At 67.3% G+C, this 22,114-nt stretch carries 23 protein-coding genes; 9 read left to right on the top strand and 14 right to left on the bottom strand.

Annotated elements, in window-relative coordinates; genetic code table 11:
- Positions 1 to 14 precede the first annotated feature (14 nt).
- The 4 genes from M1M07_RS02705 to M1M07_RS02690 all read right to left on the bottom strand — a co-directional run bounded on the left by M1M07_RS02705 (position 15) and on the right by M1M07_RS02690 (position 3,323).
- Complete coding sequence (locus M1M07_RS02705; RefSeq protein ID WP_197253796.1) at positions 15 to 857, bottom strand: tyrosine-protein phosphatase; 843 nt, start codon at positions 855 to 857, stop codon at positions 15 to 17.
- 10 nt (positions 858 to 867) lie between these two features.
- Positions 868 to 1,287 carry a pyridoxamine 5'-phosphate oxidase family protein gene (locus M1M07_RS02700; RefSeq protein ID WP_248673245.1) on the bottom strand — a complete coding sequence of 140 codons (420 nt, stop codon included), beginning with the start codon at positions 1,285 to 1,287 and terminating at the stop codon, positions 868 to 870.
- A 182-nt stretch (positions 1,288 to 1,469) separates the two neighbouring features.
- Positions 1,470 to 2,804 carry an L-lysine 6-transaminase gene (lat, locus tag M1M07_RS02695; protein ID WP_248673244.1) on the bottom strand — a complete coding sequence of 445 codons (1,335 nt, stop codon included), beginning with the start codon at positions 2,802 to 2,804 and terminating at the stop codon, positions 1,470 to 1,472.
- A gap of 69 nt (positions 2,805 to 2,873) precedes the next feature.
- Positions 2,874 to 3,323: an Lrp/AsnC family transcriptional regulator gene (locus tag M1M07_RS02690; protein WP_197253800.1), complete on the bottom strand. Its 450-nt coding sequence runs from the start codon at positions 3,321 to 3,323 to the stop codon at positions 2,874 to 2,876.
- 36 nt (positions 3,324 to 3,359) lie between these two features.
- Between M1M07_RS02690 and M1M07_RS02685 the strand changes: the two genes are divergently transcribed.
- Positions 3,360 to 4,895: an aldehyde dehydrogenase family protein gene (locus M1M07_RS02685; RefSeq protein ID WP_248673243.1), complete on the top strand. Its 1,536-nt coding sequence runs from the start codon at positions 3,360 to 3,362 to the stop codon at positions 4,893 to 4,895.
- 3 nt (positions 4,896 to 4,898) lie between these two features.
- Here M1M07_RS02685 and M1M07_RS02680 read toward each other — a convergent pair whose 3' ends face one another.
- From M1M07_RS02680 to M1M07_RS02640, 9 genes are all read right to left on the bottom strand, one after another.
- Positions 4,899 to 5,285 carry a hypothetical protein gene (locus M1M07_RS02680; protein ID WP_197253804.1) on the bottom strand — a complete coding sequence of 129 codons (387 nt, stop codon included), beginning with the start codon at positions 5,283 to 5,285 and terminating at the stop codon, positions 4,899 to 4,901.
- On the bottom strand, positions 5,282 to 5,893 hold the full coding sequence (locus M1M07_RS02675; protein WP_197253806.1) for a hypothetical protein: 612 nt from the start codon (positions 5,891 to 5,893) through the stop codon (positions 5,282 to 5,284). Before M1M07_RS02675 ends, M1M07_RS02680 begins: the two co-directional genes overlap by 4 nt.
- A gap of 12 nt (positions 5,894 to 5,905) precedes the next feature.
- Positions 5,906 to 7,054, bottom strand: coding sequence for a zinc-dependent alcohol dehydrogenase (locus M1M07_RS02670; protein WP_197253807.1), 1,149 nt, complete (start codon positions 7,052 to 7,054; stop codon positions 5,906 to 5,908).
- A gap of 50 nt (positions 7,055 to 7,104) precedes the next feature.
- Positions 7,105 to 7,254, bottom strand: a complete 150-nt coding sequence (locus M1M07_RS02665; RefSeq protein WP_197253809.1) for a hypothetical protein — start codon at positions 7,252 to 7,254, stop codon at positions 7,105 to 7,107.
- 57 nt (positions 7,255 to 7,311) lie between these two features.
- Complete coding sequence (locus M1M07_RS02660; RefSeq protein ID WP_248673242.1) at positions 7,312 to 8,055, bottom strand: MBL fold metallo-hydrolase; 744 nt, start codon at positions 8,053 to 8,055, stop codon at positions 7,312 to 7,314.
- Positions 8,056 to 8,062: 7 nt separating this feature from the next.
- Complete coding sequence (locus tag M1M07_RS02655) at positions 8,063 to 8,578, bottom strand: DUF1360 domain-containing protein (protein ID WP_197253815.1); 516 nt, start codon at positions 8,576 to 8,578, stop codon at positions 8,063 to 8,065.
- 78 nt (positions 8,579 to 8,656) lie between these two features.
- Positions 8,657 to 9,100, bottom strand: coding sequence for a pyridoxamine 5'-phosphate oxidase family protein (locus tag M1M07_RS02650; RefSeq protein WP_248673241.1), 444 nt, complete (start codon positions 9,098 to 9,100; stop codon positions 8,657 to 8,659).
- The gene (locus M1M07_RS02645; protein WP_248673240.1) at positions 9,097 to 9,459 is read right to left on the bottom strand and encodes a hypothetical protein; all 363 of its coding nucleotides are present in this window, start codon (positions 9,457 to 9,459) and stop codon (positions 9,097 to 9,099) included. The genes M1M07_RS02650 and M1M07_RS02645 overlap by 4 nt, the downstream gene beginning before the upstream one ends.
- A 20-nt stretch (positions 9,460 to 9,479) precedes the next feature.
- On the bottom strand, positions 9,480 to 10,418 hold the full coding sequence (locus M1M07_RS02640) for a hypothetical protein (RefSeq protein ID WP_197253818.1): 939 nt from the start codon (positions 10,416 to 10,418) through the stop codon (positions 9,480 to 9,482).
- 136 nt (positions 10,419 to 10,554) lie between these two features.
- Between M1M07_RS02640 and M1M07_RS02635 the strand changes: the two genes are divergently transcribed.
- Genes M1M07_RS02635 through M1M07_RS02625 form a run of 3 tightly spaced genes read left to right on the top strand, consistent with a single transcriptional unit; the run spans position 10,555 to position 14,089 of the window.
- Complete coding sequence (locus M1M07_RS02635; RefSeq protein ID WP_197253819.1) at positions 10,555 to 12,099, top strand: AMP-binding protein; 1,545 nt, start codon at positions 10,555 to 10,557, stop codon at positions 12,097 to 12,099.
- Positions 12,096 to 13,481: an FAD-binding oxidoreductase gene (locus M1M07_RS02630; protein WP_248673239.1), complete on the top strand. Its 1,386-nt coding sequence runs from the start codon at positions 12,096 to 12,098 to the stop codon at positions 13,479 to 13,481. Before M1M07_RS02635 ends, M1M07_RS02630 begins: the two co-directional genes overlap by 4 nt.
- Before the next feature lie 44 nt (positions 13,482 to 13,525).
- Positions 13,526 to 14,089 carry a hypothetical protein gene (locus M1M07_RS02625; protein WP_248673238.1) on the top strand — a complete coding sequence of 188 codons (564 nt, stop codon included), beginning with the start codon at positions 13,526 to 13,528 and terminating at the stop codon, positions 14,087 to 14,089.
- A gap of 12 nt (positions 14,090 to 14,101) precedes the next feature.
- On the opposite strand, the gene M1M07_RS02620 is transcribed toward M1M07_RS02625, so the two are convergent.
- Positions 14,102 to 15,088: a helix-turn-helix domain-containing protein gene (locus tag M1M07_RS02620; protein WP_248673237.1), complete on the bottom strand. Its 987-nt coding sequence runs from the start codon at positions 15,086 to 15,088 to the stop codon at positions 14,102 to 14,104.
- Between the two features lie 674 nt (positions 15,089 to 15,762).
- Here M1M07_RS02620 and M1M07_RS02615 point away from each other — a divergent pair.
- From M1M07_RS02615 to M1M07_RS02595, 5 genes are all read left to right on the top strand, one after another.
- Entirely contained in the window at positions 15,763 to 17,040 is a 1,278-nt protein-coding gene (locus tag M1M07_RS02615) for an amidohydrolase family protein (RefSeq protein WP_248673236.1), read from the top strand.
- A gap of 41 nt (positions 17,041 to 17,081) precedes the next feature.
- Positions 17,082 to 17,876, top strand: a complete 795-nt coding sequence (locus M1M07_RS02610) for a hypothetical protein (RefSeq protein WP_248673235.1) — start codon at positions 17,082 to 17,084, stop codon at positions 17,874 to 17,876.
- Positions 17,877 to 17,879: 3 nt separating this feature from the next.
- A complete protein-coding gene (locus tag M1M07_RS02605; RefSeq protein ID WP_248673234.1) occupies positions 17,880 to 19,841 on the top strand; it encodes a YhgE/Pip domain-containing protein in 1,962 nt (653 codons plus the stop codon).
- An 85-nt stretch (positions 19,842 to 19,926) separates the two neighbouring features.
- On the top strand, positions 19,927 to 21,345 hold the full coding sequence (locus M1M07_RS02600; protein WP_248673233.1) for a glutamate decarboxylase: 1,419 nt from the start codon (positions 19,927 to 19,929) through the stop codon (positions 21,343 to 21,345).
- A gap of 71 nt (positions 21,346 to 21,416) precedes the next feature.
- Entirely contained in the window at positions 21,417 to 22,109 is a 693-nt protein-coding gene (locus tag M1M07_RS02595) for a hypothetical protein (RefSeq protein WP_248673232.1), read from the top strand.
- Positions 22,110 to 22,114 lie beyond the last annotated feature (5 nt).

Genomic DNA, 22,114 nt, shown 5'->3' with positions numbered 1-22,114 from the left:
GCACTGCGCCTACATCATTCGCTGCGGACGGACGTACGTTCCGTGTCGACCAGCCGGGTCCGCAATGCCTGGAGGGTGTCGTCGTCGAGACCGAGTCCTTCCGCGAAGTACTGCTCGATCGTCCCGTAGCGGTTGGTGACCTCGTCGAGCGACGCCTCGAGATAGTTGCGCTGCACACCGAGGAGTGGGCGCAGCACGTTCGGATCCCCGCCGAGTTCGCGGAACTTCGTGAACAGCGGCTCGAACGTCGGAAGCAGCAGATCGTTGGTGCGCAGATAGTCGGCGAACACGTCGTCCTCGCCGGCGCCGGCGAACAGCAGCAGCGACGCGGCCGCCCATCCGGTCCGGTCCTTCCCCGCGCTGCAGTGCACGAGCGCCGGAACCTCGCCGTGCGCGATTCCGGTCGCCAAACGTCGATAGGACGCGGCAGCGCTGGGCATGGAGACGAAGTCCCGGTAGCTGCCCAGCAGGTAGTTCTCGGCGCGACCGTCCGACAACTCCTTGGCGACAACCTCGGGGTTCGCGACGAGTTCGGGCAGTGCGGCCGCGATGGAGGCGTCCTCGCGATCGGCGAAGACGTCGAGCCCGACGTGGACGGCACCCTCGGGCAGACGGTCGGGGCGCCGTTCCATCTCGGCGGCGGTCCGCAGGTCGAAGACAGTGGTGATCTGCAGGGCGTCGAGCGTCTCACGGTCGGTGTCGGTGAGTCGGCTCAGATCGGTGGAGCGGAACACCACTCCGGTGCGGACCACGCCGCCGAACCGGCTCGCACACCCGCCGATGTCCCGCAGGTTGGCGAGCGACGGTATCGCGAACGTCGTGTCCTCGCCCGCGCCTTCTCCCACTGTTTCTGTCATGTACGACAAACTACGCGGCCGGGCGACGGACTGCGGCACAGCCCGGGCGACGCCGTTTCCCGGTGAGCGGACGGCAATCGGCGCTGCATCCCGGGTTCTGCGGCGGGGTCTCCGGCGTCGCCGGCCGGTGCAGCACGGCCGAGGTGGGCCGGACCCGCAGCGCGTCGCCGTCGAGAACGGCTTCACCGTCGACGATCAGCGAGTACCCGCCCGGTTCGGCGGGTGGGTGCACGAGGGAGACGACCGGGTGCACACCGATGTTCGCGGTGGTGCGCCGGCCGGGTTCGCCGACGGTCAGATCGGTGCCGTTCCACTCGGCCGTCACCGCGACCGCGTGCGGTCTGAAGTCGGCGCCGGTGGTCAGGAGGTAGGCGTATCCGAAGTCTGCGAGTGCCGCGTCGAGGGCGGCGAGATCGACTTTGATGCTCACGGCACCGAGCGTGCGCGGGCAAGGGGCTCACGGTCAAGACACAGCCTCGCGCCGCACCACCCGAAGGCGACGCGGCGCGGCCCGAAACCGATGTTGTTTGCGGAATCTGCGGGAAAGTCGCAAACAACGCCGGTCTCGACGGGCATCTCGAGGCGAACTACTCCTGACGGAATTCAGCGGGTTCAGCCGCGGGAGAGCACCCGGTCCAGCGCCCCGACCGCTTCGTCGAGTTCGGCGGTCGTGACGATCAGCGGCGGCCGGAAACGGATTCCGCGCGAACCGGTTCCGATCATGAGGACGTGTTCGTCGGTGAACAGCCGGGACAGGACGGCGTCGCGTTCGGCCGGGGACGGCAGATCGACGGCGCACATCAGCCCGCGTCCGCGCACTTCGGTGATCTCGGGATGCCGGTCGGCGAGTTGCCGCAGTGCCGACAGCAGGTGCGCGCCGGTGAGCCGGGCCCGATCGACGAGCCGGTCCCGTTCGATCACTTCGAAGACGCGGCGGGCCCGCACCATGTCGGTGAGGTTGCCGCCCCACGTGGAGTTCAGGCGGGAACTCACGGTGAAGACGTTGTCGGCGACGTCGTCGAGTCGGCGACCGGCCATGATGCCGCACACCTGCGTCTTCTTGCCGAACACCACGATGTCCGGGACGACATCCATCTGCTGGTAGGCCCACATGGTGCCGGTCATGCCGACCCCGGTCTGCACCTCGTCGAAGATCACCAGCGCATCGTTCTCGTGACACAGATCCGCCATGGCACGGAAGAATTCGGGGCGGAAATGATGGTCGCCGCCCTCCCCCTGGATCGGTTCGGCGATGAAGCACGCGATGTCGTGCGGGTTCTCGGCGAAGGCACGCCGGGCCTGCTCGAGCGCCCGGGATTCGGCTTCCGCGACGTCGCGTCCGTCCCGCAGACAGGGCGCGTCGATGCGTGGCCAGTCGAACTTGGGATAGCGGTCGGTCTTGACGGGATCGGTGTTGGTCAGCGACATCGTGTATCCGGTCCGGCCGTGGAACGCTTCGGTCAGGTGCAGCACCTTGCTGCCGAGGTTCGGGTCGCGGCCGTGGGCTTCGTTGAGCCTGCTGGCCCGGTCGAACGCCGCCTTGAGTGCGTTCTCGACGGCGACCGCACCGCCGTCGACGAAGAACATGTGCGGCAGGGCCGGGTCGCCGAGGATCCGGGCGAAGGTCTCGACGAACCGGGCCATCGGCACCGTGTAGATGTCGGAGTTGCTGGGCTTGTTCACTGCCACCGCGGCCAGTTCGTCGACGAAGTCGGGGTCGCCGACGAGGTCGGGATGATTCATTCCGAGCGCGGAGGACGCGAAGAATCCGAACATGTCGAGGTAGGTGGTGCCGTCGCGCTGATCGACCAGGCGCAACCCCGAGGACTTGTCGAGATCGAGGACGAGATCGAACCCGTCGGCCAGGATGTGGCGGCCCAGTGTGTCGTGTACCCGGTTCGGCGGCAGTTCTTCGGCACCGCCCGAGTTTCGGAATGCAGTGCTCATGCCCAGAGGCTACGCCAAATTCTTTACTGCGGCGCGGGCTTGCAGCCGGAGAATATGCTTGCGCAACGGCTAACGATCGTAAAATGTTTGGAGTATGACGGTGCTGCGGGTCGCGACGTTCGCGGTCGCGCGGATTTGCTGCAGCAGCTGTTCGAGTTCCCGCGGCGAACCGACCCGCACGAGCAGGATGTAGCTCTCGTCGCCGGCCACCGAGTGACAGGATTGGATGGCGTCGATGTGCCGCAGCCGGGCGGGCGCGTCGTCCGGTTGCGAAGGGTCGAGAGGGGTGATCGCCACGAACGCCGACAGCATGAGCCCGAGCGCCTCGGGATCTACCGACGCCGTGTACCCGCGGATCACCTCCCGCGCCTCGAGCCTTCGCACTCGCGACTGCACCGCCGACACCGACAGGCCGGCCTTGTCCGCCAGCGCCGACAGCGTGGCCCGGCCGTCGGCGACGAGCTCACGCAACAACAGCCGATCGATCTCGTCCAGGTTTTCTCTCGAGGATTCCGGCACGAGCGCAGGTTATCCGAGCACGGAAGGACCGCACCCATGAATGCGCCCTCAGGGCATCCGGCCCCACCGCATCCGAGCGCAGATCTCGCCACCCGCGCCGCACAGGCCCTGCAGCGATGCGGGGCACCGAGTCCGGCGCGCGACGGCTCCCTCGTCGTGACCACCCCGATCGACGGCACCGAGCTCGCACGCCTCCACCCGCACACCGCCGCCGACCTCGACGTCGCGATCTCCGCCGCCGCCGAAGCCTTCACCGTCTGGCGGGCGGTGCCGGCGCCGCAACGGGGGCGGCTCGTGCGGCGGCTCTCGGAGCTGCTCACCGAGCACAAGGCCGATCTGGCCGAGCTGGTCACCCTCGAGGCCGGGAAGATCACCTCCGAGGCACTCGGCGAGGTGCAGGAGATGATCGACGTCTGCGACTTCGCGGTCGGACTGTCGCGTCAGCTCTACGGTCGCACGATGCCGTCGGAGCGCCCCGGGCACCGGCTCATGGAGACCTGGCATCCCCTCGGTGTCGTCGGCGTGATCTCCGCGTTCAACTTTCCGGTCGCCGTGTGGTCCTGGAACACCGCGATCGCCCTGGTGTGCGGCGATCCGGTGGTGTGGAAGCCGTCGGAGACCACCCCGCTGACCGCGCTGGCCTGCGACGCGCTCCTGCGCCGCGCCGCGAGCGACGTGGGGGCACCGGATGCACTGCACCACGTGCTGCTCGGGGACGCCACCGTCGGCGAGGCACTCGTCGACGACCCCCGCGTCGCGCTGGTCAGCGCGACGGGGTCGGTGCGCATGGGCCGCATCGTCGGCCCCCGGGTCGCGGCGCGCTTCGGCCGGGTGCTGCTCGAACTCGGCGGGAACAACGGCGCGATCGTCGCTCCGTCGGCCGATCCGGACCTGACGGTGCGGGCCGTCGTGTTCGCCGCCGCCGGCACCGCCGGACAACGCTGCACCACACTGCGCCGGCTCATCGTGCACCGGTCGGTGGCCGACGAACTGGTCCGCCGCATCGCGACCGCCTATTCGGGTCTGCGGATCGGCAACCCGTTCGACGACGGAGTCCTGGTGGGCCCCTTGATCTCCGGTCGCGCGTACGAGGCGATGTGCAAGGCGCTCGAACGTGCCGAGCTCGACGGCGGCGTGCGCGTCACCGGCGGCGAACGTGTCGAGAGTCCCGGCGAGTCGTTCTACGTCTCCCCCGCGCTCGTCCGCATGCCCGCGCAGACGGAAGTGGTTCGGGAGGAGACCTTCGCGCCGATCCTGTACGTGCTGACCTACGACGATTTCGACGAGGCGATCGCGCTGCACAACGCGGTGCCGCAGGGCTTGGCGTCGTCGATCTTCACCACCGATTCCCGTGAGGCCGAACGCTTCCTGGCCGCATCCGATTGCGGCATCGCGAATGTCAACATCGGCACGTCGGGCGCCGAGATCGGCGGCGCTTTCGGTGGCGAGAAGGAGACCGGCGGCGGCCGCGAATCCGGATCGGACTCGTGGAAGGCGTACATGCGCCGCGCCACCAACACGATCAACTACTCCGACGAGCTGCCTCTCGCGCAGGGCGTCGAGTTCGGCTGACGGTCACGGTCCCCGCGTCCGCGCGTGCCACGCCCAGGCGGCGAGCAGCGCGCCTTCCATGGCCGCGTCCAGAAGGTAGGTCTTCGGGATCCGTCCGGCGGGAACATAGACGAGGTCGACGGTGAGCAGGGTGGCGGCGGTGGCCACCCCGACCCGCCGCGCCGCGTGTGTTCCCTCGACAGTGCCCTCGGATCGCAGTTGCACCGCTCCGTTGCCCACGAGCAGACCTGCCACCGTGTACATCAGCCACCGGTCCTTTTTCGGACCGAAGATCGCTTCGAAACTGCGTCTGTGCACGAGCGGCCACAGCCCGCCGAGAAAGTTGCACCATCCATGGACGCGCGCGAGCCCGACGCCGAGACGATCGGCTTCGGCAACGGCGGTGGTCATGATGACGGGCTACCGCTGCGGGTCCGCATCAGCGCACCCCGCACGGCGACGGCCGCCGCTGCACCGATGCCGAGAACCCAGGGTCCGCCCACGAGAATCGGATCCATCCACTGATGGGCCGTGTCGACGCGTCGCCGTCCGAGGCGCGAGCGGGCCCCTCCGTGCGTGAACTCGCTGCGGATGCCGGTCTCGGTGAACGGGTTGTCCGGGCGCGTGGACACGAACGACCTCAGGTGGGATTCGACGGCGTCGATCCGGTCGGCGCCGAGCAGCAGCAGCCAGTGCGCAGCGCGTCCTTCGCTGAATCGGCGGTAGGCGTACTTGCGGACGACTCCCGACAGCCCCTTCGGCGGGCAGGAGGTGCCGAACACCGGGGTCAGCAGGGCATGTTCGACCGAGCGTTCCCGGGGCCACTTCTCTTCCTGCCGATCCGGGAAGTCCCAGTGCGCTCCCGTGGCTTCCGGCGCGAAACGCTCCTTCGGCACCGCCGGCCGGTCCTTCGGATCGAGGTCGACCCCCCATCCCGGTATCCGTGCGCGCAGAGCGTCCGAGTCCGGACGCGGGTGCGGGCTCGCGGTGTACGCGGCGGGTGTCGGTGGCTTCGTCATCGCGCAGTCCTTTCACGCAGTGTCCGGCACGATGACCGGCTTGATGCAGTCGTCGAGTTTCGCGGAGAAGATGTGATAGCCCTCGGCGATGTGTTCCAGCGGGATGCGGTGCGTGACAATGTCGTTCGGCTTGATCACGCCACTCCGGATGTGCTCGAACAGGCGCGGCCACTGGCGTTTGACCGGACACTGGTTCATCCGCAGCGTCAGCCCCTTGTTCATCGCATCCCCGAACTTCACGGCGCTGAACATCGGCCCGTAGGCACCCATCACCGAGACCGTTCCACCCTTGCGGACCGAGTCGATGGCCCAGTTCAACGCGATGGGTGACCCACCCTGCAGCTTGAACTTGGTCGAGGTCACGTGCTGCAGCAGGTTGCCGTCGGCTTCCGCGCCGACCGCGTCGATGACCACGTCTGCCCCGAGATGATCGGTGGCCTTCTTCATCTGCACGACGATGTCGTCGTACTCGGCGAAGTTGTAGGTCTCGGCGTGGGCGAAGGTACGCGCCTTCTCGAGCCGGTATTCGAGGTGGTCGATCACGATCACCCGCCCGGCACCCATGAACCACGAACTCTTCGCGGCGTACAGACCCACCGGGCCGGCGCCGAACACCACCACGGTGTCACCCTCGACGATGTCACCGAGCTGCGCCCCGAAGTATCCGGTCGCCAGGGCGTCGGTGCATAGCAGCGCGTCCTCGTCGTCCATCCAAACCGGAATCTTCTGCGGCCCGACGTCCGCGAACGGCACGCGCACGAACTCCGCCTGGCCGCCGTCGTATCCGCCGCACGTGTGCGAATACCCGTAGATCCCCCCGACCGCGGTGGCGTTGGGATTGACGTTGTGGCAGTTCGAATACAGGCCCCGCGCACAGAAATAGCACGAGCCGCAGTAGATGTTGAACGGCACCATCACCCGGTCCCCGGGTTGCACGTTCCGGACCGACGACCCGACTTCGTGCACCACGCCGACGAACTCGTGACCGAACGTCATGCCCACTCGGGTGTCGGGCATCATGCCGTGATAGAGATGCAGATCCGACCCACAGATCGCGGCGCGCACGACCCGCACGATCGCGTCGTTCGGGTGCTCGATGCGCGGAACATCCTTTTCCTCCACCCGGACCTTGTACGGTCCGCGGTACACCATCGCTTTCAATTCGCCTCCCGGCTCTGGATTCTCGATCCCGGCTCTGCGCCGGAATCCTTCTACGGAACCTCGGGGTGGTCGGCGAACATGGCTTCGATGCGGGCCTTGATCTCGGCCGTACTGAAGCCTGCTCCCGTCGTCCACGGCCGTACCGGCTCCGGTCCCTCCGCCTCGGCCGGGCCGAGGTCTTGCACATCGGTCGTAGTCATCTGTCCCGGAACTCCTTTCACCTCTGTCGTGAACGCCTACTCACAGCCTGCGGATGGTCAGTGTTCCCCGCGTTCGACCGCTCGACGCACCGCCTCCTCGACCCCGTCGGTCCACGGCGCTCCGTGGCCGGGCAGGACCGTGCCGGCACCGGTGGCGGCAATGGCGGTCAGCGATTCGATCGCGCGGCGGGTGTCCTTGGTGGCCGCCGAGGCGACGATCTGGGGTCCCTCACCGCCGGTGTAGGGATCGAGCGTGACGAGCGCGTCACCGCTGAACACCACACCGCGATCGGCCAGGTGCAGGATGCAGTGGCCGTCGGTGTGCCCGGGCGTATGCGCGGCCACCGGTCGCCCCGGTACATCCAATGCGGTTCCGGTGGAAAGCTTTTCGACGTCCCGGACACCCTTCACCGTGAGCGCGCCGGCGGCCGCCATGCGAGCGAGGATCGGAAGGGACCGGGGGTGGGTCAGCGCGTAGAGGAACCGGTTGCGTTGGGGTGTGTAGCGGTAGGGGTGCGCGGCCAGACGTTCGTCGCCGGGATGGACGAGGATCGGCACATTCCACTCGCGGCGCGCCCGGGCGGCGAACCCGAGGTGGTCGAAGTGGGCGTGGGTCAGGATCAGAGCGCGGATGTCGACGGGGGCGCGCCGGCAACGCGCGAGCACCTCCTCCACCATCTGCCACATGCTCGGCAGGCCCGCGTCCAGCAAGGTCACCCCGTCGTCGTCCTCGACGACGTAGCAGTTGACGTGTGCGTGGCCGATCAGATGGATGCCGTCGGCGACGCCGAGAGTGATCATGTCCGCCTCACCCCGCGACCTGCTGGGCCCTCGCGTACGCGAGATGAAGAAAGTCCGCTCCTGTCAGGACCGCGAGGGCGTCCACACAGAGTGCGGTCGGGCGCGGCGCGAACACCCGCCCCACGGTGAGAACGGCAACGGCCCAGACGTCGAAGCAGAACGGGCAGGTCAGTAGTTCACCCAGGCTGCGCCGGGCTCCGTTCCGGTACTTCGGGGACTCCATCACCTCTGCGGGCCCGCAGTCGCCGTCGTGGTCGGTGAACGGTGCGCGAAGCGGGTTGGTCACCTCGTCCTTGGTGATCGTGCGCGACAGTTTGTGGACCGCAACCGCGGCGAGAAGCAGATCGCGGGTGCTCATTCTCCGGGGCAGCTGTCTGCCGGTCACCACCGACAACGCAGCGATGCCTACAACGAGAACGCCGTACAGAACCAGGACCATCAGGTGCCCGCCGAGATTCCGCTCGTCCTCCGGTTCGTCACGGGGGCTGTCGAGCTTCGCTGCGGGTTCCGAGGTGAGAGTCATCGGGGTTCCTTCGTTCGCGGGTGCAAACGAGTTACCCGTCCTCGCCGACCTCAATCATCCGGCGCCCACGAGTTCACGTCAGGGGCGAGGCAGCAGCTCCGCGCTGAGCGGTTCGATCTCGATCACCGCGCCCTCCGCCTGACCGTAGTAGCGCGTCCGCAGCCGCCACAGGCGGATGTGCCCGAGCTCCGAGCGCCAGCCGCCGAGGTAGTACTTGCGGCCGAGCAACGCCAGCGCGCGCAGCGACGGGGCTCCGGGGTGTACCTTCGCGCGTCCGCGGACCCGGAGGACGTGGTCCGAGCGGCCCTTCCCCTCCGCGTCGAGCAGCACGACGACCTCGGGGTTCACCGTGGTGTTGCGGGCCGCGACGGTGTCCCGGCCGGTGGCCAGGAACAGCCGGCCTCGGTCGTACAGGAACCACAGAGGTGTCATGGCCGGACGCCCCTTCGGCGACCGGGTCGCGACCCGCGCGACGAGCGAATGCTCGAAGAACGTGGCGGCGATCGGATCGTCCGGGGTCACGACGGCTCCTCGTGCAGCTTGGCGTAGTCCCATCCAGTGGCGCGGCGCTGCTCGAGATCGAACCAGGCGAGGCCGTCGGTCGTGACATCGGCGGCCCGCACCATCCGGCCGCGCAGGTTCACCGCGCGCAGCTCGAACCAGAACGATCCGTCGTCGAGGATCAGCGTGACCCGGTCGAACGCGGCATCCGCCGGGAGGGATTCCGGGTGGAGTCCGGCCCGCAGCTTCTCGCCTTCGGAAACGACGCGTGCGGGCAGCGCGTCGACGCGCTCGTCGTGGTCGAATGCGACGGCCGCGCGACCGCGGGCCAGCAACTCCGCGACGAGCGGTTCGGGGTCGACTCTCTGGGTGACGCCCATGTTGTACGAGGGTAGCGGGTCTATCCGCGGCGGTCGCGGGTTCGGCGCTCACGCCGGATCCGGATCGGCTCGGGCGGCTCGACGTGCTCGTTGCCGGGAAGCGGGGATTCACCGCGCCGGGCGCGCACCTCGGACACGGTTTCGACCCCGGCGAACTCGTCGGAGCCCTGACGGGCGGGGGTTTCCTCGTAGAGCGAGAACCACGGGTATCCGCGCTTCGTGTATTCCTCTGCGGTCACGGGTTCGGTCGGCGGCTGCTCGCCGGTGAGCGCTTCCCAGCGGTCGCTGTTGACCAGCTCGATCCGGACGGCCGAGTGATGGTCGAGGTCCCACGCGTCGTGTTCCTCGACGGGCGTCGCGACGCCCTGCTCGATCGCCCCTCCGGCCCCGAATCCCATCGACGACGTCGGCTCGGGCGCCGCGAACGCCCGCATCGGCCGCTGTGCGTCGAACTTCTTGCGCTCCTCCCAGATCGGTCCTCGGATCGGGTACGCGACGATCCGCACTCCCCCGATCGCGACCCCGGCGGCGAGCTGTTCCTCGAGCGTGTATCCGGCTCCGAGCGGTGCTGCCACGAACTGCCGGACCTTGCCCGCGGCCACCTGGAAGCCGTCGAGCCACGGTTGTTCCGGCACCTCGAAGTAGTCCTCCCGCTCGAAATCCGGGTCCTCGGACCACTTTCCGCCGGTCACCGCGTCGACATCACCGACGCCGACCTTGACGAGGAAGGGGTAGCGGCCATCGAACTTGATCCAGCACGCCTCCGACTGCCACATCGGCAGCACGAGCACGTCGTCGACGACACGCAGCGGGAATCGGCCCAGGCTCGGCGGCAGCGGATAGGTGGTGCCGTCGTCCGGGACCCGCACCGTGCGATGGAAGGAGACGGAGAGTTCGGCATCGGCATGCACCTCGGGGAATTCGAAGTACAGCCTGTCCTGATCGACACTGAGCGCCATCTCGTTCCTCCCGCCCCGGCCCGCCGTGTGTCGGCGAGCCTACGCCCGGACGGCCCCGTCGGGTGGGCTCCCGGGCCGCACCACGCGATCCCACTTCTGTGTGGCGTACGCCACACGGTGTGGTAAGACCGTGGGCATGTACCCCGGGAATTTCGTGTCCGTCACCCCTGACAAGCCGGCCATCATCCGGCCCGCGACCGGAGAGTCGCTGACCTACCGGCAACTCGACGAGAATTCGCTGCGATTCGCGAAGTACCTCCGCGACCTCGGTCTCCGACCGGGCGACCACATGGCGCTGATCTCGAACAACGACCTGCGCGTGATGGAGGTCTACTGGGCGGCCCTGCGGTCCGGTCTCTACATCACCGTCGTGAACTGGCATCTGACCGCCGCCGAAGCCGCCTACGTGGTGAACGACTGCGGCGCGAAGGTACTCGTCGTGTCCGCGGACGCGGTCGAGGCCGTCGACCTCGCACCGGACGCGTACCCGGCCGTGACCCATCGCGTCGTGTTCGGCGGCGACCTTCCCGGTTTCGACGACTACGCGCAGGCCGTCGCCCGGTTCGACACCACTCCCCTCGCCGATCAGCCCCGCGGCCAGGACATGCTGTACTCGTCCGGTACGACCGGCCGCCCCAAGGGCATCAAGCCGAAGCTGCCCGACGGGCAGGTGCAGGACATCCCCGATCCCTACACGGCCGTGTTCGCGCCGATGTACGGATTCGACGCCGAGACGGTCTACCTGTGCCCGGCGCCGCTGTATCACGCTGCGCCGCTGCGTTTCTGTGGGACGATCCAGTCGGTCGGCGGCACCGTCGTCCTCATGGATCGGTTCGATGCGGAGGAGGCACTCGCCCTGATCGACCGGTACCGGGTGACCGCGAGCCAGTGGGTGCCGACCATGTTCGTGCGCATGCTGAAACTCCCCGAGGAGGTTCGCGCGAAGTACGACGTGTCCAGCATGAAGGTCGCGATCCACGCTGCGGCCCCGTGCCCGCCGGAGATCAAGCGCGCGATGATCGAGTGGTGGGGCCCGGTCGTCAACGAGTACTACGCGTCCACGGAGGGTTCCGGCGCGACGTTCATCGACTCCGCTCAGGCTCTCGCGCACCCCGGTTCGGTGGGTCGCGACGGGGTCATGGGAATCGTCCACATCTGCGACGACGAGGGCGAGGAACTGCCGATCGGCTCGATCGGCACCGTGTGGTGGGAGCGCGACGAGCGCCCGTTCGAGTACCACAACGATCCTCAGAAGACCGAGGAGGCAACGCACCCCGCGCATCCGACGTGGACGACGAGCGGTGACATCGGCTATCTCGACGAGGAACGGTTCCTGTACCTGACCGACCGTGCCGCGTTCACGATCATCTCCGGCGGCGTCAACATCTACCCGCAGGAATCGGAGAACGTGCTCACCCTGCATCCGAAGGTGTTCGACGTCGCGGTGATCGGTGTGCCGAACGAGGAGATGGGTGAGGAGGTCAAGGCGGTCGTTCAGCTCGTCGACGGTGTCGAGCCGAGCCCCGAGGTCGAGCAGGAACTGCTCGACTATGTGCGGGAACGGGTGTCCCGGTTCAAGGCGCCGCGCAGCATCGACTTCTCCGACGACCTGCCGCGCACCCCCACCGGCAAACTCGTCAAGCACAAGCTGCGGGCCCGCTACCTGACCGCCACACCATGAGCGCAGGCGGCACCCAGCACACAGCCGACCTGGACGCGCTGGCCCGGCTGCTGCCCGAAGGCGCAGTGGTCACCGACCCCGACATCCTCGCCGGCTACCGGCAGGACCGGGCGATGGATCCGGACGCGTCCGTGCCGCTCGCGGTGGTTCGGGCGCGTTCGACCGCGGACGTGTCGGCGACCCTGAAATGGGCGAACACCCATCGGGTTCCGGTGGTGCCGCGCGGGGCAGGCACGAGCCTGTCCGGCGGCGCCGGCGGTCTCGCCGCCGGGATCGTGCTGAGCACCGAGAAGATGCGTGAGATCACCGTCGACCCGGTGACCCGCACCGCGGTCGTCCAGCCGGGACTGCTCAACGCGGAGGTCAAGCGAGCCGCCGCGGAGCACGGTTTGTGGTACCCACCGGACCCGTCGTCGTTCGAGATCTGCACGATCGGTGGCAACGCCGCCACCAATGCGGGCGGATTGTGTTGTGTGAAGTACGGAGTCACCACCGACTACGTGCTCGGCCTCGAGGTCGTGCTCGCCGACGGCACCGTCGTGCGGCTCGGCGGCCCGCGCCTGAAGGACGTCGCGGGACTTTCCCTGACGAAACTGTTCGTCGGGAGCGAGGGCACGCTCGGGATCATCACCGAGGTGACCTTGCGGTTGCTGCCGCCGCAGCCACCCGCGTCGACGATGGTCGCGACGTTCTCGTCGGTGCAGGCCGCCGCGGACGCGGTGCTGGCGATCACCGGGAAACTGCGCCCGGCGATGCTGGAGTTCATGGACCGTGCATCCATCAATGCGGTCGAGGACGCCCTGCACATGGGCCTCGATCGCGCGACCGAGGCCATGCTCATCGCGCGGTCCGATGCGCCGGGTGCCGCTGCCGCGCAGGAGATCGCACTGATGGTGCAGGCGTGCCGCGACGCCGGCGCGGACGAGGTGTTCGACACCGACGATCCGGAGGAGGGTGAAGCGTTCGCGGCGGCGCGGCGGATGGCCATCCCCGCGGTCGAGCGCACCGGCAGTCTTCTGCTCGAGGATGTCGGGGTTCCGTTGCCGGCGCTTCCCGCGCTGGTCGGGGGTATCACGGAGATCGCCGAGCGGAATGCGGTGACGGTCGCGGTGATCGCCCATGCCGGGGACGGGAACACCCACCCGCTCATCGTCTTCGACCCTGCCGACGAGGACATGACGGCGCGGGCGCACGCCGCGTTCGGCCAGATCATGGATCTGGCGATCGGCCTCGGCGGGACCATCACCGGCGAACACGGGGTCGGCCGGTTGAAGAAGGCGTGGCTGCCCGACCAGGTCGGCCCGGACGTCATGGATCTGACGCGGCGGGTCAAGGAAGCGTTGGACCCGAACGCGATCCTGAATCCGGGCGTTCTGTTCTGACCTGTGATCGAGTACCGTGTCGTCGTGCAAGAGGAGCCCGACGAGTGACCGGACAGACGCGAAACGACGCAGCCGCCCTTCCGCTGCGCGACACCCGGTATCGGGAACTGGAGACGTACCCGGAGTTCGGGACGGTCACCGAGTGGTTGCACGATTACGTGCAGTCGTCGGTGCCCAACCCGAAGATGGGTGAACGCGAGTACTGGGCGGTGGTGTGCCTGCCCTTCACCTCCGAGGCGGACACCGCACAACGGCTCTGCAGCGTGCACGCGGGCGCGTACGAGACCGCGTGCCTGTATGTCGAGACGATGCCCGACGGACAGCGCCGGCTCGGTGGGTTCGTCACCGTCGACACCGCCGTGTTCGAACGTGACGCCGGCACCGATGTCGCTGGTCTCGAAGCCGCCAACCCCGAGTTGCGGTTCCGGACGCAGCCGACGACGACAACCATCTGGTGGACGGACACGGCGGGCAGCAGGGAGCAGTTCGACGCTCTGCCGTGGCGGCCCGCCGCACGGCACCTGGTCACCGAGTTGATGCGTCAGGGCAAGTGCCTCGAAGCGTCCAACCACAGCGCACAACTCGCCAGGTTCGCGCAGGCGCACTGACCTCCGTCGGCCTCACACCGCGGCGCTGCGGCTCAGCTCCGGCACGGGCACGCACAGTTCGGGCGCCGGCGCGTCCGGACCCTGCGTCCGCGGGCGCAGATCCGACGGACCGACGCCGTACATGTTCCGCAAGGCCCGGCGCAGATCACCGGCGGCACCGAATCCGCACAGGGCGGCGATCTGTGCGACCGTCGTACGCCGATGCGCGGGATTGGCGAGTAGTTCGGAAGCGCGCTCCGCCCGAACCTGGGTGATCTTCGCGGCGACCGCCGAGTCCTGTGCGGTGAAAGCGCGCTGCAGCGTGCGCAGAGACACCCCGAGACGCTCTGCGAGCCACGACGGGGTCAGTGACCGGTCCCCGTAGTTCTCGCGGATCAACAGCATGGCCCGCTCCACGACGCTGCCGCCCAGTTCTTCCGAGATCCCGCCGTATCCGTGGCCTTCCTGGTGGAGGCCGACGACGAGATCGAGCACTGCATCCGTCACTGCGGGAGGAACCGGCGACACCCGGTCCTGGGCACGTTCCTTCAGGATCCGCAATCCCAGTGCGTCGAGGGCATGGGTGGACAACGACGGACGACGCGGACCGAACGCGACCGTATCCCCGATCAGATCGACGCCGCGATCCCGAAGGACGACGCGGGGAATCCGGAAGAGCAGCAGATCCGATCCGAACAGGTCGTCGATCGAGTACCGGAACCATCCGACGTGTGCTGCCATACAGCCGGATTCGACTCTCACGAGCCGGTCACCGATCGTGACGCGCCGGCTTCCCGAGCGGATGAGCAGTAGGTTGACCCAATCTGCTCCCTCCACGGTTGCCGCAGGACAGTGATGTCTCGAAATCCGTATCTGCGAAACCGATATCGTGCCGAAGTCGGCGGCTTGCATCCGGAACTCGAATGTGTCGGGGTCAGGCGTCCACAGACGTTTCCGGCCGCCGACCGACGAGATCGCTTCGAATCCTCCGCTTCCTCGAAGCTCCACGCTGGTGTACATCCGGCAAACGCCCCTCCTGATCCACGAACAGAAAACGCCCGAATTCCCGGACGAAATCCACGAGCTGCGAGACAGCGGCCGGAAATCGACCGGCGAGCGAATCCGATTCAGCCCGCCGCACGAAATACAGCCACTTCCGCGCATTCCGTTGAAATGTACCCGGAGGGACGAAATGCGCAATCCGAGTCCAGGGAAATTCGGAAAGGCGGATTCGGCCACTCCACGCGGCATTCGACTAAGGGTTGCCACCTCCTGCGAGCACAATTCTGCGGTCCTGTCGGCGCCGACAGCCGAGACCCCCGTCGCGCGTCGGACTCTTCAAGATCGCAATAGTACGACGGGGCCACCCGTCGGGGTGCATTTGTCGCATTTCGAGCCCGGTTGGCGCGTTTCGAACCATCAATAGCCTGACTACGGAAGCACCGAAAAGTCGAGATATCCGCAGGTAGAAGCGCATGAATCTTCGACCACTTACACCGGGATGCGCGCTCACACGAGCTCGACGCCACCCGAGAGGTCGAAGCCCCGGCCAGGTGACCACCGCCACCCGCACATGCCCCGCCCATATCCTCGTGACATTCTTCGAATTGGCATCCGGCGTCACCCGGAATGCACATTTCTGCAAAATCGGAAAAGTTCCGACAGATATTCGACCCGGTGTTACCGTTCGCTGCATGACCGGAATCGAAGAAAATCACCGATTGCTGTTCCGCAATGTTCGAATCTTCGACGGGATCTCCGAACACCTGTCGAACGGCGACGTCCTCATCGAGGGAAACAGGATCACCGCGGTATCCGAGAATCCGATCGGTGAGGCACCCGGACAGCAGACCGTCGAGATCGACGGTGGCGGTCGCGTCCTCATGCCCGGCATGAGCGACGTCCACGTGCACCTGGTCGGCAACGCGAACACGTTCGTCGACCTGCTCGGGGAGTCCGAAAGCCTCCTCGCCGCAAACACTCTCGCCGAAGCAGGACGGATGCTCCTGCGCGGCTTCACATCCGTGCGCGACATGGCCGGCGACACCGCGGGACTGAAGAAGGCCATCGACCGCGGTTCCTTCCCCGGCCCCCGCATCTACCCCTGTCAGGCCGCGATCTCGCAGACCGCCGGTCACGGCGACTTCGGATTCGTCTACGAAACACCTTCGGCGCTGGGCGGCAACCAATCCCGGGCCGAGGACATCGGGTTCATGCGGGTCGCCGACGGCCCCGAACGCATGCTCGCCGCCGTACGCGAGCAGCTGAAGAAGGGCGCCTCCCAGATCAAGATCATGGTGGGTGGCGGTGCGGCGTCGATGTACGACCCCCTCTACACACTGCAGTTCACTCCCGAGGAACTCCGCGCCGGCGTGCGGGCGGCGGAGGACTACGGCACCTACGTCGCGACCCATGTCTACACGGACGCGGGGATCCGCCGCGCCGTCGAGGCCGGGGTGAAGTCCGTCGAGCACGGCCACCTCGCGTCGGAAGACACCATTGCGATGCTCGCCGAACGGGACGTGTGGCTGTCGATGCAGCCGTTCGCCGAAGCCGACCACCACTATCCGGACCCTGACCGGGCCGCGAAGAACCGAGAGATCTGCAACGGCACCGACCAGGTATACGGGTGGGCGAAGGCGCACGGCGTGAAGGTCGCCTTCGGGACCGACCTGCTCCTCGAACCGCAGGCCGCGCCACTGCAGAGCACGATGGTCACGCGGCTCGCCGACTTCTACACCAACATCGAGGCCCTGAAGATGGTGACGTCGGGCAACGCAGCCCTGCTGCACATGTCCGGCGAACGGGACCCCTACCGGCACGCGAAACTCGGCGTGATCACCGAAGGTGCGTGGGCCGACGTCCTCCTCGTCGACGGTGACCCCACGGTCGACCTGTCGGTTCTCGGAGACCCCGGCAAGAACCTCGTCGTGATCGTGAAGGACGGCAGGGTCTTCAAGAACACCCTCTGACCCCCACCCCGACACATCGCCCGGCACCGTGGAGACCACCGATGAGCGACAGCACCATACCGATCGACGACGAGGCACCACCCGTACGACCCGAACAGCAGTCGATCCTGCGCGCGGACGGCATCGTCGTCCGCGCGTCCTGGGGACACATCTTCGGCCCCCTCGACCTGACCGTCCGAACCGGTGGCGTGACGATACTTTCGGCTCCGGGCGGCAGGGCACGCACCGCTCTGCTGATGGTCCTGTGCGGTCGGATGCGCCCGTCACAGGGCACGCTCACCAGCTTCGGGGCCATCCGGAATCCCCACGCGCTGTTCACGAAATCCGCGGTCGCGTTGATCCCCGAAGTCGACTACATCGAGCAGGCGATCACGGTCCAGGACGTGGTCACCGACCAGCTTCGCTGGAATGCGCCGTGGTACAAGTTCGTTCCGCGCGCGAGTGCGGACGACATCGAACGAGTCTGCCGCCCGGTGTTCGGCGTCCATCCGGTCCCGAACCCGAAAGCGTTCGTCGAGGAACTGCCCGAGCTGGACAACGCGCTGCTGCGGATCGCGCTCGCGAACCTTCGGCGACCACCGCTGCTGGTCGTCGGCGGTATCGACGGCATGACCCGCGACCACAACCGGCAACTGCTGCTCGAGCAGCTGATCGAGCTGGGCCGGGAGCAGACGGTCGTCACCGCCGACGTCAACGCCTACGAACCGGAACCCGGTGTCCGTGAGGTCATCGCCGTGAACGAACTCATCGAGAGCGAGTTCGACGCCCTCGGGGACGCGGACGACGATCCCCTCTCCGACGAGCTCGCCCGTATCCAGCAGGAAGACGTGAGGTGATCGATGCTTGCCGGACTGTCACCGGGCAGTGACCTCGAACGCTATTTCCGCGGCCGCATGCCACGCATGGCGCTCGCCGTCCTCGTTCTCATGCCGCTTCTCTACGGGGCCATGTACCTGTGGGCCTTCTGGAATCCGTTCGGCGAAGCCGACAAGATCCCGGTGGCGCTGGTCAACGCGGATCGAGGAACGATCGCCGACGGGAAGCCGATGAACGCCGGCGACCAGGTCGCGAAGGCGTTGATCGACTCGGGCCAGCTCGATCTGACACTTGTCTCCGTCGACGAGGCGAAGGACGGTGTCGCAAGCGGCAAGTACTACTTCTCGGTGACCCTGCCGGAGAACTTCAGCGAGGCCGTCGAGTCACCGAACGGCGACCATCCCGAGCAGGCCCAGCTGATCTTCACCTACAACGACGCGAACAACTATCTGGCCACCGTCATCGGCCAGGACGCGGCCGAGCAGGTCGTCAACCAGGTCAACGCGCAGATCGGAGAGCAGGGTGTCGGGACCGTCCTCACCGGGATGAGCTCGGCAGGTGCGGGTCTCGAGAAGGCGGCATCGGGCGCCGAGGAACTTGCCGCCGGACTCGTCACCGCGAACAACGGCGCCCAGGAACTCGCGACGAACATGGTGACCGCGCGGGACGGCGCGGCCCAGCTCTCCTCCGCGATCGGCGAGATCGACCGGGCCGTCGACGCGGCGACCGATCCCGTACTGGCCGCGATGGGTACCGTGTCCGGCAGCGGGGCCGATCCCGGTAACCTGGGAGCCCGCGCGGCCGCGCTGGGCGGACGCATCGACGCGATCGTCGCGGGACAGAGCAGCGGCGGGGGTGGTCAGCAGCAGGCTGTCGCGCTGATCGATCAGGCCCTCGGAGTGCTCGGCACCGTTCCCGGGCCGCAGGCGCAGCAGATCGCGGACGCACTCGGCCCGGTCCGCACCATGCTCTCCCCACAGGTCGATTCCGCCGCGCTGAACGAACTGTCGGTGCTGCGCGCGGAGGCGCTGGCCCTGGCCGCCGAGCTCAACGATCCTGCAAGCCCACTCCGGGTCGGCCTGACCTTGTTGCAGGACAACGATGTTCGCGCCGATATCGAGGCGGTACGCAACGCTGCGGGCGAGCTCGACAGCGGTGCGGCGCAACTGAGTTCCGGCCTGGTGGAACTCACCGACGGCGCCGCGCAACTCGCCGGTGGCACCGAGCAACTGGTCACGGGCGCACAGGAACTCGCGAGCGGACTCGACGCCGGTGTCGCCCAGATCCCGCAGTGGACCGACCAGGAACGCGACGCGGTGGCCAAGACCCTCGCCAGCCCGGTGGCCCTCACCACCGAATACACGCAGGAAGCGCCGACCTTCGGCACCGGATTCTCGCCGTTCTTCATGTCGCTGTCCCTGTTCGTCGGCGGCATCATCACGTGGATGTTGCTGACGCCGCTGCAGTCCCGTCCGATCGCCGCGGGTGTCGGATCGTTCCGGGTCGTGCTCGCATCGTATGCACCGGCTCTCGCGGTCGGCTTCCTGCAGGCACTGATCCTGTATCTCGTCGTGCATCTCGCGGTCGGGCTGAAACCCGTCCACGCGCTCGGCACCTTCCTGTTCCTGATTCTCGTCAGCGCGACGTTCCTCGCGATGATCCAGGCGTTCAACGCGGTCTTCGGTGAAGCGGTCGGACGCGTCGTCACGCTGGCATTCCTTATGCTGCAGCTGGTTTCGGCAGGAGGCATCTACCCGGTGGAAACGACCGCGAAGCCGTTCCAGTACATCCACCACTTCGATCCGATGAGCTACACGGTCACCGGCCTGCGCCAGCTCACGGTCGGCGGAATCGACTCGCGCCTGTGGATTTCCCTCGCCGTCCTGATCGGAATCCTCGCGGCGTCGTTGACGGCCAGTGCCCTGTCCGCCCGCCGCGACCGGCAGTACACGATGGACCGTCTCTACCCCACGGTCGTCGTCTGATCCGCTCCGAAGCACGGCCCGGCCGTGTCCTCGGACGAACACCCATCCGCAGTACACCGCAAGATCCGAATCGATGGAGGAAGTCATGACACTGGACGAACGTGCGGGACTGTTCCCGACGGACACGGACGAGGACGCGAACGACACGATCGCGCTCAATCCGGTCTTCACCCGGCCCGGCGAAGCCAGCCTGCTTCCGAAATTCCGTATGCCGAAAGGTGAATCGCTTCCGGAGACGGCCTATCAGATCATCCACGACGAGGCAATGCTCGACGGGAACGCGCGACTGAACCTCGCGACGTTCGTCGGCACCTGGATGGACGATCACGCGGCCCGGTTGTTCACCGAGAGCGCGGACAAGAACATGATCGACAAGGACGAGTACCCGGCCACCGCCGCGATCGAGGCACGCTGCTGGAAGATGCTCGCCGACCTGTGGCACGCGGCGGACCCCGAGAACACGATCGGAACGTCGACGATCGGCTCGTCCGAGGCGTGCATGCTCGGCGGACTCGCGCTCAAGCGACGCTGGGAGGCGCGCCGGCGCGCCGAGGGCAAGCCGACCGACAGACCGAACCTGATCCTGTCGAGTGCGGTGCAGGTCTGCTGGGAGAAGTTCTGCAACTACTGGGACGTCGAGGCTCGCTACGTTCCGATCAGCGAGGAACACCGCGTCCTCGACGGTCACGACCTCGACAAGTACGTCGACGAGAACACCATCGGTGTCGTCGCGATCATGGGGGTCACCTACACCGGAATGTACGAGCCGGTCGCGCAGATCGCGGCTGCCCTGGACAAGATCCAGGCCGACACCGGGCTCGATGTGAAGATCCACGTGGACGGCGCGTCCGGCGCCATGATCGCACCGTTCTGCCAGCCCCATCTGGAGTGGGACTTCCGGGTCGACCGGGTCGCGTCGATCAACACCTCCGGCCACAAGTACGGCCTGGTGTACCCGGGCATCGGATGGATCGTGTGGCGCGACCGCGAGGCGCTGCCGGAACAGATGATCTTCTACGTCAGTTACCTCGGCGGAAACATGCCCACCCTGGCCCTGAACTTCTCACGGCCGGGTTCGCAGGTACTGCTCCAGTACTACATGTTCCTTCGGCTGGGCTGGGAGGGCTACCGGCGGGTGCAGCAGAATTCGCTTGACATCGCGCAGTTCCTCGCCCGGAAGATCGACGAGTTCGACGCGTTCGAGCTGTGGAACGACGGCTCCGACATCCCGGTCTTCGCGTGGCGGATGAAACCGGGCCACACCGAGAACTGGAACCTCTACCATCTGTCGGACCGGTTGCGGCAGAAGGGCTGGCTCGTCCCGGCGTACCCGATGCCCGACGACCTCACCGATGCCACGGTCCAACGCATCGTGGTTCGCAACGGGCTGAGCTTCGATCTGGCGAACTCCCTAATCGACGACATCCGTACCGAGGTCGAATTCCTCGACGGGCTCACGTCGCCGATGCCGGGTGCGGGGCAGGGCCCGCACTTCCACCACTGACGGATCCGATCACCGGGTGCGTTGCCGGCCCGGCGCCGGCAGCGCACCCGCTCGTCATCACGAGGTTCCAGATGCAGATTCTCACGCCCACCGGACGTCCGGGATTCCACGTACGGCCGACTCTGCCGAAGCAGTGCTGGGGATTCGTCATCGGATCGGCCTGCTTCGCGATCGGTTCCGCACCCGGGCTCACCGGCCTGCTCGGCTCCGCCGGCGCCAACCTGGTGTTCTTCGTCGGATCCTGGTTCTTCACCGCCGCTGCGCTGATCCAGCTGCTGCTCAGCGGACCCATGACGACGGACGTCGACGGCGCACAGCTGGTCCGGGCCGAATGGCTGTCGTCGGCAGTGCAGTTCTTCGGCACGCTGCTGTTCAACGTGAGTACCGGGGCGGCGTTGCGCGCCCACACCATCGCCGCGGAGAAGCACTTCGTGTGGAACCCCGACGCTGCCGGTTCGGTGGCGTTCCTGCTCAGCGGCGTCCTCGCCGTCATCGCCTATTCGCACGTGGCGCGGATGTGGGAGCCAGGATCCCGGGACTGGTGGGCCATGTGGATCAACATGGCGGGATCCGTCGCGTTCGGGATCTCCGCGGTCGGCGCGTACATCACCGCGGCCGGGACCGCCGAGAGCGACTTCTGGTCGAACGCGGGCACGTTCGCCGGTGCATTGTGCTTCCTCGTCGCGGCACTGCTCTCCTTGCCGCGGAGCAGCACGACGAATCTCGCACCGGCCGATCCGGTGACGGCCGAACCGGCCGGGTAGGTCCA

Origin of the sequence: Rhodococcus sp. HM1 (assembly GCF_023218075.1) — a bacterium.
Classification (GTDB): Bacteria; Actinomycetota; Actinomycetes; order Mycobacteriales; family Mycobacteriaceae; genus Rhodococcus.
The sequence above is the reverse complement of the archived record's forward strand: the minus strand, read 5'-3'. Positions and strand labels throughout refer to the sequence as shown.